This window comes from Marinobacterium sp. YM272, from assembly GCF_050908845.1.
Lineage (GTDB): Bacteria > Pseudomonadota > Gammaproteobacteria > Pseudomonadales > Balneatricaceae > Marinobacterium_D.
The window spans coordinates 2,564,166-2,577,739 of the sequence record NZ_CP194171.1 but is presented as its reverse complement, the minus strand read 5'-3'; the positions used below and the strand labels follow the sequence as shown (position 1 = coordinate 2,577,739).

Below are 13,574 nucleotides of genomic sequence, written 5' to 3'. Positions count from 1 at the left end.
TGAAAACTACAGAGTGTTGAAGTAGCGTCTGGAGGCCGAATAATGCATGACCTCAATGTATCCCTTGCTCAGCATGAACAGGTGAACGATTCACTGTCGCTCTGGCAGCTTATCGAGCTCGGAGATCGCGTACGGCTTGAGGCAAGCCTGCTTTCCGTCGATGGCGATCTGCAGTTGCGTTCAGACCGCTACTACGAGGTGATCGGCAAGTCTTCATTGGAGGATTCGCACCACTGCCTCTATATCCAGTCTGATATAACCGGCGAGGTCGTGAAGGTCTTTCCCGGGTTTATTGCGGACTACCAGCGCGCGGAAACACCGCCACACCACGCCTGAATCTATCCGTTGTGCCGGGCGGCGCTTGCCGCCTGAAGGGCCAGTTTAGCCACATTTCTGCTGAGCTTGAGTGTCCCGGATACAAGTTCATCAAGCGGAAACCAGCGCGCCTCAAGCGCATCATCGCCAGCCACCGGATACCCGCTGACCCAGTCACACTCGATCGCCACAAGCACGTGATGGGAGCGTAGCTCGCCTCGATCGTCACGATCGATCACATCCACGGCATTCAGCACCGGGCCAGGCTTCGCAACTACACCGGTTTCTTCATAGAGCTCACGCGTGACAGCGGATTCCAGCGACTCTCCCAGCTCGATTTTGCCGCCGGGAAATCCCCAGAATCCGGCATCAGGTGGATTGGCGCGGCGCACAAGTAACGTGCTGCCACCATGTATCATCACGGCAATCACCGCTACCACAGGGCGTCGATGCTCTGTGCGACTAATCATCGGCCCCTCCATTGTCAGAATCATTTAAGCCATGTTCGTGCAGGCAGCGGGAATGATCGCTCAGCACCTGAATCACCCGGCAGTTCGATACCGTACCCATGTGGCAGCTTTCCACCATTCGCTCCAGCTCATCCTGCAACAGGGTCAGCTGTGCAATACGACGCTTTACCGCCTCAAGCTGATCTCTCGCAATCTCATCAGCCGCGGTGCAGGGCTGATCCGGGTGATCGGCCAGACTGAGCAGGTCTCTGATCGCGTCCAGAGAAAAACCAAGCGCACGTGCGTGATGAATAAACGCGAGCCGCTCCGTGGAGCTTTCAGGATAGATGCGTTGATTCCCCTCGCTGCGCCCGGGCTTTGGCAGCAGTCCGATCTTTTCGTAATAACGGATTGTGGGCACTTTGACGCCGGTCGCTTTCGATAACTGACCGATGGAATACATAAAAACCCCTTGAACCTCTAGTCGCTATAGATATTAAGCTTAGCGATATGACTCAACAAGCCTGCTACCAGGCGGCCCCGAGGAGGTAACTTATGAGCGGTAACAGTTCGCTATCCCAGGCTACTCATTCCTGGCATGTGAGTGGAATGGATTGCGGCAGCTGCGTGCGCAAGGTTCAATGTGCCGTAGAGCGCCTGCCCGGGGTTAGTGACGTCAATGTATCGATGATCAACGAAATGCTCACGCTGAGCCTGGATGAATCGCAGACAACTGCCGCCGATATCGAAGCAACCGTCAGCCGTCTCGGCTACACCTTATCGGCAAAGAATGGGGCTGAAGGGGCGAGCGGTGCCTCCTTCTGTTGCAGTGACAGCATCTGCCAGATGACAGAGCAAGCGGATACCTCCGACGACAACTTGACCTGGCAGATATCCGGCATGGATTGCGGTGGCTGTGCAGCAAAGATCCGCGGTGCACTGGAGAAACTGCCAGGCATTGAAGGGATCAATATCTCGATGATCTCCGAGACCCTTAGCCTGCGCCTGAACGGCGCAGAGACCTCAGCCCAACAGATTGAGGCAACTGTCAGTGATCTTGGTTTTCAACTGAGCCAAAAGCGGGATACGGCTCACTCCGATGAGCAGCGCGAGCAAGCTTCCAGTAAGCGCTTATCCTGGTTTAATAGCCCGGCAGGAAGGCTCATCACGGTAACCGGTGTTCTGCTTGTTATCGCCTGGGTTGTACGGTTTACGGCCGGCGAAGAGGTGGCTCGTTGGGTATTCGCACTCGCCTGCCTGGTTGGTTTGGTGCCCGTGGCAAAACGGGCATTCGCCGCGCTCCGTTCCGGGATGCCATTTACCATCGAGATGCTGATGACCATCGCCGCCGGCGGGGCGCTGATCATAGGCGCCACGGCGGAAGCCGCGCTTGTCGTGTTTCTCTTTGCCATTGGTGAAATGCTTGAAGGTGTCGCGGCCGATCGCGCACGGGCCGGCATTCGTGCCTTGGGCAAACTGCTGCCGAAAACCGCTCGCCTGGAAACTCCGGACGGCATCCGCGAGATCGATGCGGCACAGCTCGAGGTTGACCAGATCGTACTGGTTCGACCCGGCGACCGGCTTCCAACGGATGGCGAGGTGATTGAAGGCTACTCCGGCGTTGATGAGAGCCCAGTGACCGGTGAGTCTGTGCCGGTTGATAAAGCACAGGGAGACAGTGTCTTTGCCGCCTCCATCAATACCGATGGAACCCTCAGGGTGCGTGTCACCAAACCGGTCAGCGATAACACCATCAGCCGTATTATCCGCATGGTTGAGGAAGCGGAATCCAGTCGCGCCCCGACGGAGCGCTTTATCGACCGTTTCAGTCGTTATTACATGCCCGTAATCGTTGGGTTGGCGGTATTGGTGGCCGTGGTGCCGCCGCTGTTGTTCGGGCAACTCTGGGACACCTGGATCTACCGCGCACTGACACTGCTGTTGATCGGCTGCCCCTGCGCACTGGTGATATCAGTTCCTGCCTCGATAGCCTCTGCACTCTATGCCGGCACACGCAGCGGCCTACTGATGAAAGGGGGTGCGGTTATCGAGAGCACTGCGGGTATCCGCCATATCGCATTCGATAAAACCGGCACCCTGACCCTTGGTCGCCCGCAGATCACTGATATAGAGCCCATAGGTTTAGATCGTAGCGAACTGCTAAGACTGGCAGCCGCTGTTGAAGCCGGCTCGAGCCATCCGCTGGCGGTGGCACTGGTGGAAAAAGCCCGATCCGAAGGCATTCAGATCCCTGATGCAACCGAGGGACGCGCCCACCCGGGCAGGGGTATGGAAGCGATGATAGGAGCGCAGCTGATTCGCGCTGGTTCGCCGCTTTTTGCCCGTGAGGCCGGTATGCTGGAACCGGCCCTGGAAGCGGCCATACAGGCGCTGGAAGAGGAGGGCAAAACCGTCGTTACCCTGTTCACTGAACAGCGCATGCTGGGCGTGCTGGCGTTGCGTGACGAACCGCGACCGGATGCGATCACCGCTATCAATAACCTGAAAGCCCTGGGCATCACACCGGTGATGCTCACTGGCGACAACCCGCGTACTGCGGCGGCTATCGCGCAAACCCTGGGTATCGGCTTTTTTGCAGGTCTATTGCCGGAAGATAAAGTGGCCGCGGTTCGCAAGCTGGTGGCCAAAGGCCCGACCATGATGGTGGGCGATGGTATCAATGATGCGCCTGCACTGGCATCCGCTCACGTGGGTGTCGCCATGGGTGGCGGTACAGATGTAGCAATGGAAACGGCAGACGGTGCATTACTGCGCAACTACGTGGATGATGTCACCGCCAAGGTGCGTCTTGCACGGGCGACCATGGCCAATATCCGCCAGAACCTGGCGATTGCGCTGGGACTAAAAGGACTGTTCCTGATTACCACGCTGTTAGGTATCACCGGACTCTGGCTTGCCGTTCTGGCGGATACCGGCGCTACCGTGCTGGTTACCTTGAACGCACTGCGGCTACTGGGGTTTCGACACAATTAGGCGAGTGCGAACACCGGCCTTGGCTAGGCGTGATGGAAGCCGACTCATAGATCCCGGCCGTATACCTGACCAGGAGGCTGAGTTCAGAATCCGTGTATTGAGTCGTAATTCGCTTCACTTAGCGGCATTCAATCCAATAATATTGTTTCTTAGAAACATTCTATAAGCTATTGTTTTAATGTGTTTTGTGAAACGTAGCCCAGGATTGAACCGATGCTTGACCTGCCACCCGCCATGCCGCTTTTTGATGCCGTCGCCCACCTTGAGGATGGCAACCCGAGTGTTAACCAGTACCTGGCTGGCGTCACCCTCGACAGGGTCGGTGATGCCGCGCTGATCTATGAACTGGCGGCTGACTGGCTGCTTGAGCATCGTAGCAGCGAGAACAACTACAAGACCTATCGTAGTGAACTGACAACCTTCCTTTACTGGACCTTCGAGGTAGAGGAGATTTCGGTGGCCGATATCACGCGCCGGATCCTCGGGCGCTATATCGATTTCTGCTGCGATCCACCTTCAGAGCTGATCGCATACCGCAACGTTGCCCAATTCATCCTTAACAAGGATCTGGAGCAGCGTGTGCCCAACCCGCTTTGGCGACCCTTTCTGGGCAAAAAAGTGGATGCAAGGCCGCAACCTTATCGAATCACCGATAAGGCTCTAAAGACCAAGCTGGCGATTCTTTCCGCCTTTTTTAACTACCTTATTTACGAGGAGTATACCGAGCGAAATCCAGCCATGATGCTGATGAAAAACGGACGCTTCAAAAGTGGCAGCCAAAGCAACGTCATGCGTGAGGATGACGAAGAGGTTCGCGCCTTTAGCGAACTGCAGTGGTCCTACGTTATCTCCAGCGCCAAACAACTGGCGGCTCGCGATCCCGAGCAGCATGAACGCTCGCTGTTCCTGATCAGCCTTGTCTACAGCTGTTATCTTCGCATCTCCGAAACAGCCGCACGGCCCGGGTTTTCCCCGGTAATGGGTCAATTCAGGCGCGACAGCAAAACCGGCGTCTGGGGCTTTCACATTCCGCGCAGCAAGGGCGGAAAAAAGCGCACCGTCGCTGTATCCAATGCGTTATTGAAGGCGCTGAAACGCTACCGGACATTCCTGGGCCTGAGTCCGCTGCCGGTGCCGCAGGAAAACACACCGTTATTCATACGTCACCGCGCGGCCGGTCGTGGTCGCGACGCCGGCTTGCTGAACGCAAACCTCGGCGTAAGGCAGCTACGAGAGGAGATAGACCTGCTGATAGATACCGCCGCCGACGCCGCGGAAAAAGACGGCTTCGATCAGGATGCCCGGGAAATGCGCCAGATGACACCGCACAGCATCAGGCACACAGGCATTTCACACGATATCAATCTCAACAATCGACCCCTGTCCCATGTCCAGGCTGATGCCGGCCATGACAGCATCGACACCACCTCCCAGTACCTGCACACCTCAAGGGTAGAGCGCCACGAGTCTGCCGCACGTAAACCCCTGGATCATCTCCCCGACAGCTACGAATAACGAAACCGATCTGCTTGCGAGCAAGAAAAAGGGCGCTCACGTCGCCCTTTGCGCATAAAGAAACTCAAGCCAGTTCAACAATCCGGATCGTCACCATCAATCAGTCCATCGCCATCATTGTCGATACCATCGTTGCATTTGCGCTTGCCTTTCTCGGCCTCGATCGTTGTTGTGGTATCACCGCCCCCGCTGCCCGTGTCACCCACACTGCCGGAAACGCTGCCACGATTCTTTACGCGGAACGATGCCGCAATCGTACTGCTCGCAGAGTCATCATCAGTAACTGTCAAAGTGACAGTGTAATTTCCCTGACTTAAGTAGGTGTGACTGGGCGCCACTCCGGAAGCGGTTTCATCGTCGCCAAAATCCCAAGAATAGGATGAGATTGAGCCATCGCTATCCGTTGAAGCGCTTGCGTCGAATGTGCAATCCAAAGCAGTGCAGTTATAAGAGAACGCCGCGGAAGGGTCGATATTACTGCCTGGCGGCGGAGGGGGAGGCGTCGGATCTGCCTGTGTTGTAAAACTCCAGGTCGCACCGGCTGTTGTGCCATCGATATTGACTTCATCAACTCGCCAGTAGTAAGTCGTTGAAAAGTCGAGCGTGCCCGGGTCGAAGGTGTTTGAAAGCTGATTTACCACCATATCACCACTGCCTAGCGGGCTGCTGGTACCAAAATAGATGTTGTGTGAATCCGTGCGCGCTCCAGTTGTCCAGCTAAGGTTTGTGTTCACTCCAGTACCATTCGATCCATCTGCAGGGCTGGGGCTCGAAGCCGCCGCTGGAGGGGTGCCAGGTGGAGGCTCAGGAGTTCCACCAAAAGCTTCGAGTTGTATATTGTCGATTTGCCAGAAATTTCCATACGATTCGCCCCCTGTATCGTATCTAAAACGAATTTTTACGTTACTGTGACCAGCAATTGCTGCCGAAAGGTCAAGCGAGTGGGGCATTGGGTAGGCGTTGAAGCCGTAGAACATCCACTTGTTTGTCCAGGTCGCTCCGCCATCGATGCTGACGTCAACATTGATCGTCTCAAGCAGGTAGAATACGAAATAACTGGTGAAGTGAAGTACTGCACCACTGCTGCCTGAAAGATCGAGACTGGGCGTAACAAGAGAGGTCACCGTTCGATTAAAATCGTTATCGACGAGGGCAAACTTTCCGGAACCGACATAGTTAGTATGGATGTCATCACCCGGAACAGGGTCGACAATCGCCCATGGAGTGCCTACAGGTGTATCGATGGACCACCCGGCAGGCAGGCCGCCCGAGAAATCTTCATCGATAAGAATTCCAGTGCTCGGGGGTAAGGGGGGCGTTACGCTGACGATAATCGAATATGCCTGGCTGAGATTATTCAGCAACGTGCCTTTGTGACTGACCTCCAGGGTGTACGAGCCTGGCGCTGCGTTATAAATCTTAACCTGTTCAACATTGTCCCGAAAATTATCTCCTTTAGTTGCTGCTGCCGCCGGATTTGCCGGGTCCAGCACCCAGGGGAGATAGATTGTTGCGTCGGAATCGTTGATTACACGCAAATCCAGATCATTCACCAGCATAAGATCCGTTGGATCAAGGCTTGGCGTCGCAGGAATACCCGGTGGGTCCATCCAGTTTAGAGTAACCGTAATTACGCTATCCGGGTCCGTGACGTTGATGCTGTAGGTATCCACGTCGCCGCTGGCGAGGCTGTCCTCAATTATCTGGTGATTGCCATCTCCGTCATCGGTGATCAGTTGCGCCGCCGTTTTGGTATTCAGCAAGCCCCAACCAAATGCGTAATCCGGACCTGGGTCGTTCCCTGTCTCGTCTGCGGTGTGGATGGCCAGCGCTTTGAGAGTCGCACTACGCATCTGGTTGCCTGGATGAAGATTTTCGTAGTGTTGCTGCAGCAGAATCAGTGAGCCGGTAACGTTTGGCGCTGACATCGAGGTGCCGGCAGCTGCCGCGTAATAGGGGTATTCATGCCAAGTGGATAATAAAAATACGCCATTGCCCACCAGGTCGGGCTTGATTCGTCCGTCGTCAGTTGGTCCCCAGCTGCTAAAGGGTGCCATCAAAGCCTGTCCGGGCCCGGAGAGCGGAGCATAGCCGCCATTCAGATCGTCCACCGCACCAACGGTTAATATGTTTTTGGCCACGCTATTCCCTGGAATGCAGTCGTACCCGGCTGGGGCGCAATCCGGCTCTCTGGGTAGAGTAGAGGTAAACAGGAAACTGCCGTCTTGGTCGATTACCGTATATTCCTCACCCGGCGCCGGGCCTGTATCGGACCGATCATTACCGGCCGCTTTGACGATCAGGTAATAGGGTGCGTCGTAAGCAATCTCGTCCCACAACTGCGATTCGGTATCGTAGTAACCAAAGTTCGGGTCCTCGACATCCGATGGATCAGAGCCGCCGATCCACCACCACTGATCCGGTGGAGTGCCGCCAAGATAAAGCCATCCCGCAGCAATACCATAAGAATGATTAGAAACCAGAAGACCCGACGCTGCCGCGGCAGCCATTTCCGAGGTGTCCGAATTCCAGTCATAAGCATCAAGGTCGGCCGCGTATGCCATACCTGTTGCCTCAACGTAATTGCCCTGTCCCGCACCAATAAGAGTCCCGGCAACATGAGTTGAGTGGCCGCTAAGCTCTGTAGCGTCATCCATTTGACTTAGCCGAAAGGGGAGACCCAGATTACTTTCCAGGTGGAAATCCGGATGTTCGAAAACGGCCCCCGCATCCCACAAGCCCAGCGTCATTCCCAAACCATCCAGATCGAAACCCGTAGACCCAAACGGCCAGACTTCATCGGTGGAGACTGAGTCAGCAGCATCGATATTGTTGGTGATATAGAAAACCGGCTTTCCATCCGGACGAACGCGCTGCAATTCGAGAACGCCACCTTCCAGCAACTCGCGGCGCATCGGAATACCCATCGCGTTGGCAAAAGCCTGCGCTCGCGTCTTATCAAATAGATCGCGTTGTTTTAACTTTTCAGACAGTGCCTCAAGTTTGGCCTGCCGGGTCGAAATACCGGTTGAATTTTGCGCTACGACGACGTTAACAAGGGTTGTAGCGAGAAAAAGCGTCCCCCATTTCAGCAGGGTTGTTGTTCTAATCATGGTGGCGGCTCCTTTGTCGGTTTCGCCGCGCGGCGAACAGGTTCAGATCCGGAGCGCAACGCCGAGGTGTTACCCTAGGAATAATAGACAAGATGACGGCTATACGAGGTCGGTTCGTCGTAAAGCAAAAGACAGTTAGAGCTTCTTTCAGCGACCCTGAAACGCCCAAACGAGTTGTTTGTGACCGGCGATCTGACCAGCTATCGCCAGGCTCAATAAGCGCGACACGTAGCGGATATAAAGTAGGGGAGAATGAAAGGGTGATGCACCAGCTCAGAAATAACACATCTGATCAGGCATCCCTGGGCGATCCCCACAGGCTGTAGATAACGCGATGACCACAAGAATATCGGAGTGCACCAGAGCCAGACGACGCATATTCTATGCAGGCCGCTTCTAAATAACTCCAACCTAATCAATAGGTTATGAGGTACATGTCAGATTAATTCTATTGCCTGGGATTACTCACAACACCATGGGTTTAGTACTTATTGGTGATGCCCGCAATCGCAAAAAGAGAAACTGATGTAGAAGTGTCAAACTCTAAAAAGTGACTGAACATCTCGAGAACAAACTGAAAGCTTCAGGATCTGCGCCACCGAAATTCTTTTCTATACAATGACTTAAATAGATATGCCGATAAATAGCATTATCGGCAACGAATCGGTATTCAGGCATAGAAGCCCAGCCTGTTAACTGTTCGCTCTACTGACTTGGTAAGCACAATGGTCTGATCACGAACCATATAGCATCAAAGCCTTATCTCGCTAACAATCAATGCCTCGCATATGCGTTGGAGCCGCTGCCTTTTAATCAGCTCATCGTTCAACAACGGAGCTAGCGCCGAACACGCGCTTCGATTTTCGAACTCCTGTCCAGCAATGCCAGTCCGCTTCACCGGGATTGATCCGTGGATGGAGTGATTGCTGAGCCAGGCGGGGTCGGCGGGCCTTAGGTAGACGATGATTTGCTGCGCTTTCAAACATCATCAGGACAAATCACCTTTGGCTCGGCGCTCAGTTACCCATATCCTTCAAGCTAATCCTGTAAGACCTAAGGCGGTATATGAAGATGTCTTATTCGCTTTCTGTGATAGCGAACAAGAAGTATGCCCAATCCAAACGACGAGAACTGCCAGCCGTCAAATAGGGATAGACGGGGCAGCTTCGGGAGCTCATTAAAGGCGTACTAAACATACGGTAAAGCCAAGATTTGAAAACTTCGCCAGCTTGAAAAGAACGACACTCAGCCCGTGGAATTCAAATCTTCGCAACTCTCCGCACGATTCGTACAAATCTCGATTTCCGCGAACGGAGCCATCGTTGTCTATTAGGTGACAAGCAGAAGCGCAGCTTATCGCTTTTTAGCGCTTTCTGCTGAGCAGGGCAAAGCGTCCAGGAATCCAGGTTGTATCTCGAGTTCTGATTTAGTGCGCCTGAGCCACCCTGATCGCGCATTTCCAAATACACGATTTAACATAATATACATTATACGTATTATAAATAACCGGTTTTGCAGGGGCTTAAGGCTTTGCAAGAACCTACTAACTTCAAGAATTGTTGATCCTGCTGATACTCAAAAAGCGACCTAAGCTCGCACCTGCTTTTGAGCGCTTTGGTAATGACCAAGATTAGAACGGATAAAGATGGATAGACTTGCTGTGACTACGAGGCTGGCTGATATTCTGCGCCTGCTGTTCGGGATCTGTGAAATGTATAACCGCCGCTGCCCGATATTTTCCATACCCAACCATTCATGACCGTCGCGTGGCCAATTTTGTTGATCGGTATTATTTGTACTTCTTACGTATCGTGATACTAAACTCCATTTGATGATCCGTTTGAGTCGATCGCGGCCGTAGAAATCGTGCGGAGAGCTTTGAAGATTTTAGTTTCGTGAACTGAGTGTCGTTCTTTTCAAGCTGGCGAACGATTCACGATTGAGAGGTTCTGGATCGGATCAATGCCTAGTTTCGTTCGGATCTGGCAAATCCTCCAACAGCTTCTGCATCTCGTTAGCCGGGATGAGATATTCCCGCTTCACTGCACCTTTGCTACGGGGACATTCGCAAAGACTGGCTGAAACCGAATACGGCGCCAGATCCATGATGTGGCTGCCATCCCAGGTAAACGCTTCGAGATCAAGAATCGTGTTCTTCAACGTACCTTGGATCGAACGACTGCACTGAGTATCAAAGCTCAGCTCATCGACCATGCCCACAGCACGCTCCATAAGCTCCGTTGGATAACCGAGCTTGAGCATGGTGTTGGCCAGCATATCGCTGAACCAGAACGTCAGTTGCTTGAGTTCTTTCTGGGTCATGCCGATCAGCGCCAACGAGAATCGTGTCTGGTCATGGATGAACACCAGGCACTGGCGGCGCTGGATTGTGGTGATATTGGCGTGCCATTCACCCAGAGCTACGGGGTTTTGGTCGGCAGAATCCGAGATGTAGAAATCTGCCTTTTTCAGTTTTTCGGCCAGTTTTTTAGTAACGTGAATTCTCACTAAAATACCGTATAATTATGATATTTAAACATTATTCGTTCTAATCAGAATATCAAACACCACCCGCGTAAACCCCTAGCCACCTGAGGATTGCTCAGAATCTGCATCATCTGGTTCTTGTACGCTTCGGAACTTCCCATCACCGCATCATCGACAGCCTGTGAGAAATCATCCTGGCAGACCTGGTCAGGCGTGTTATTACTGAGCTGATGCATCCCCCTTTCATTCTCCCCTACTTTGTCCGCTACCATGCGGGCGTAGCTGAGCATGTCATCGTCCGCCAGGTTGTCGGCGATAATTACACTTAATCGGTATCGTTCTCGTAGTGTGTATACTTCCGAGAACTGCCTTTCACATTATGTGCGGGGTATTTCTCAGCGTTTTTAACCATCTTGTCCCAGCAGGCCTGCTCAATATCGATGTTCAGTTTTCCTGCCAGGCGAATGAGGTAAAGCTGCACATCGGCAACCTCATCACGCACAGCGGACAGTTCCTTCTCATCAAGATCTGAAGAGCGGGACTCCGTTGTCCACTGAAAACACTCCTGCAATTCCGCCGCTTCGACGGTTAGTGCCATGGCGAGATTCTTGGGTGAATGAAACTGGTCCCAATCTCGATCCGTGGCGAACTGCTGCAGGGCATCATTAAGTTGTTTGAATGGATCACTCATAAGAAACTCGCATACGTATTGAAACTGTTCGTGTCTGGCCCTAAGGCTTAAAGCACCGTAAGAAACTCACCAATCACCACCAGATCCTCCTGCTCATCCTCAAGCACTATATCCCTGTACCCGAAGGCATTGGTCAGCGGCCGGAGCAGGATTCGCTGGTTGACCAGTTCACCGTACTCCTCAATCTTCTCGCTGTGATATTGCTTTACGGTATAGCTGCCGCCATGGTCGGGATCTTCGATTGAACGGTGCTGTACCACAACAATCTTGCCTTGCCGCGTGCCGCCGGGGTTTGCACGGAACAGACACCAGGATCCATTCGGGATGCGCCGGTTCATTGATTCGCCGACCACGCGGCTAATGAAGAGATCCGGACTTGATCGCATGAAATCTGGCAACTCGGCCCAAGATTCAGCTTCTGCAATCTGCATTTCACTGAACTCACCGGCCGCAATGCTCAGGTCATAGACCGGTACATGCTGTTCGGGCTTCGCAGCTGCACGTGTCACGATTGGGAGATCCAGGCCATCCAGGCTATCTAGGCCTGCAATTCCCCTGCTTTCCGGTACTTGCGCATCTTTGTCCTGCGCAGACATAAAGTTAGCGAAGTATTCCCGGGTTTCTGCGTCGGTAGCGTACAGGTAACACCCCTTCTGACCACGTGTCATCAGGGTGCGATAGGTGTTTTTGATGATCTGGTCCGCCTGAGCGCGGGCATGATCCGGCTGTTCTTTGAGCAATTTCTTGTAGCCGTGCACTGAACGATCCTGCCCCGCCCTATTTCCGGCGTCAGTCACTACCCGGCCGCCGCGGATGACGAAATCATCCCCGATTATTACGCCGACATAGTCAAACTCCAGTCCCTGACAGGTGTGAATGCACCCTACCTGCTCAACAGACTCATCTGCGATAGCCTAGAGCATGCCGTCGTTATCGAGGTTCCACTGAGCAGCAAAGTTGTGCTCGGGAAACACGATATCCATCGCTTGCTTGTCTTTCTTGCTCGCCCAAGGCCAGCAGTAACCAGCGACCATGCGAGCCTTGTTGGCTTTGCGGTTCTTCTCGATAATAGCCCGGCGCATCGCACTGGGGTCATCAAACACCTGGAAGTCGTAGTCTATGTCATTCAGGTCAGTGTTGGCCGTCGTGCGAATCTGAAGCGCGTGATCGAGCCAGGCCAGGTACCCATCCGAGCCGTTACAGCGAAACTGCGATGCCAATTCAAGCTCCCACACAACGGCTCCACACTGGTTTGCCCGTCTCTTGATCTCAGCAACCGTGCCGACATCTTTCAACGTGACGCGCTGGGCCTCATCGATAAAGAAGACCGAAAAACGTGATGCGCGGATCATCTCCTTGATCTGGCTTTCACCAAGATTCTGGTACATGCCGGACTTTTCATTGAGGCGGTGTGCCTCGTCGACAATCAGGGCATGAAAGGTATCGGGCTCGGCATTCACGTAGCTTCCCGATCCTTTGAACAGATTATCGATATGGGTCTTTTTGCGAGTACCTGTCAGCTTCTTCTTGAATACCTCTCGCGGAGCTGAATTACGCGAAACGTACTGCGTCATCATCTCACGGTTTGTCAGCTCTACCAGCAAATTGATCGCCACCACCGACTTGCCGGTACCCGGCCCGCCCTTGACGATAAGACACTGTTTTTCGCCTGCTACTGCCTGGTGCGCAAGATCGATGGCGGTTTCATAGACCAGTTTCTGCTCGTCAATCATCAGAAACTCGGCGTTGCCCTGCATCATCGACGCGAGTGCATCTGCCAGGTTCTTGCTTGGTTTGATTACGCCGTGCTCGATCCGATACATGACCTGGTTACTGTCGCCAAACTTTATGTGCTGGCGCAGAAACTTGGAGAGCTTCAATGCATCGGGAGAGATAAAGACCGGGGCACGGCTTGTGTGATGTTCGTAGAACGGATCATTGATTGCATCTGCCCGCTTCATATTGTGCAGGTAGGCGCAGGGTACGAGGCTAATCGACTCAGAGCGTACC

The 13,574-nt window shown here is 53.5% G+C and carries 10 protein-coding genes and 1 pseudogene; 3 read left to right on the top strand and 8 right to left on the bottom strand.

Features of this window, described 5'->3' with window-relative positions; translation table 11 throughout:
• The first annotated feature begins 42 nt into the window (after window positions 1–42).
• Window positions 43–336 (top strand): hypothetical protein, encoded by a 294-nt coding sequence (locus ACQUQP_RS11525; RefSeq protein ID WP_432695177.1) that lies wholly within the window; start codon window positions 43–45, stop codon window positions 334–336.
• Window positions 337–338: 2 nt separating this feature from the next.
• Here the strand turns inward: ACQUQP_RS11525 and ACQUQP_RS11520 are convergent, their stop codons facing one another.
• Window positions 339–785 carry an NUDIX hydrolase gene (locus ACQUQP_RS11520; RefSeq protein WP_432695176.1) on the bottom strand — a complete coding sequence of 149 codons (447 nt, stop codon included), beginning with the start codon at window positions 783–785 and terminating at the stop codon, window positions 339–341.
• A complete protein-coding gene (locus ACQUQP_RS11515; RefSeq protein WP_432695175.1) occupies window positions 778–1,227 on the bottom strand; it encodes a MerR family transcriptional regulator in 450 nt (149 codons plus the stop codon). The genes ACQUQP_RS11520 and ACQUQP_RS11515 overlap by 8 nt, the downstream gene beginning before the upstream one ends.
• 92 nt (window positions 1,228–1,319) lie before the next feature.
• Here ACQUQP_RS11515 and ACQUQP_RS11510 point away from each other — a divergent pair, with 92 nt between their 5' ends.
• Window positions 1,320–3,758 (top strand): heavy metal translocating P-type ATPase, encoded by a 2,439-nt coding sequence (locus tag ACQUQP_RS11510; protein ID WP_432695174.1) that lies wholly within the window; start codon window positions 1,320–1,322, stop codon window positions 3,756–3,758.
• 213 nt (window positions 3,759–3,971) lie between these two features.
• The gene (locus ACQUQP_RS11505) at window positions 3,972–5,273 is read left to right on the top strand and encodes a tyrosine-type recombinase/integrase (protein WP_432695173.1); all 1,302 of its coding nucleotides are present in this window, start codon (window positions 3,972–3,974) and stop codon (window positions 5,271–5,273) included.
• Window positions 5,274–5,347: 74 nt separating this feature from the next.
• Here the strand turns inward: ACQUQP_RS11505 and ACQUQP_RS11500 are convergent, their stop codons facing one another.
• The 6 genes and pseudogenes from ACQUQP_RS11500 to ACQUQP_RS11475 all read right to left on the bottom strand — a co-directional run.
• A complete protein-coding gene (locus tag ACQUQP_RS11500; RefSeq protein WP_432695172.1) occupies window positions 5,348–8,386 on the bottom strand; it encodes a S8 family serine peptidase in 3,039 nt (1,012 codons plus the stop codon).
• A gap of 1,959 nt (window positions 8,387–10,345) precedes the next feature.
• Window positions 10,346–10,894, bottom strand: a complete 549-nt coding sequence (locus ACQUQP_RS11495; RefSeq protein ID WP_432695171.1) for a DUF6933 domain-containing protein — start codon at window positions 10,892–10,894, stop codon at window positions 10,346–10,348.
• 44 nt (window positions 10,895–10,938) lie between these two features.
• Complete coding sequence (locus tag ACQUQP_RS11490) at window positions 10,939–11,163, bottom strand: hypothetical protein (protein ID WP_432695170.1); 225 nt, start codon at window positions 11,161–11,163, stop codon at window positions 10,939–10,941.
• 35 nt (window positions 11,164–11,198) lie between these two features.
• Window positions 11,199–11,564: a nucleotide pyrophosphohydrolase gene (locus ACQUQP_RS11485; protein WP_432695169.1), complete on the bottom strand. Its 366-nt coding sequence runs from the start codon at window positions 11,562–11,564 to the stop codon at window positions 11,199–11,201.
• A gap of 47 nt (window positions 11,565–11,611) precedes the next feature.
• The gene (locus tag ACQUQP_RS11480; protein ID WP_432698695.1) at window positions 11,612–11,995 is read right to left on the bottom strand and encodes a S24 family peptidase; all 384 of its coding nucleotides are present in this window, start codon (window positions 11,993–11,995) and stop codon (window positions 11,612–11,614) included.
• A gap of 255 nt (window positions 11,996–12,250) precedes the next feature.
• A pseudogene (locus ACQUQP_RS11475) lies at window positions 12,251–13,525 on the bottom strand (DNA/RNA helicase domain-containing protein); the annotation flags it as partial.
• Window positions 13,526–13,574 lie beyond the last annotated feature (49 nt).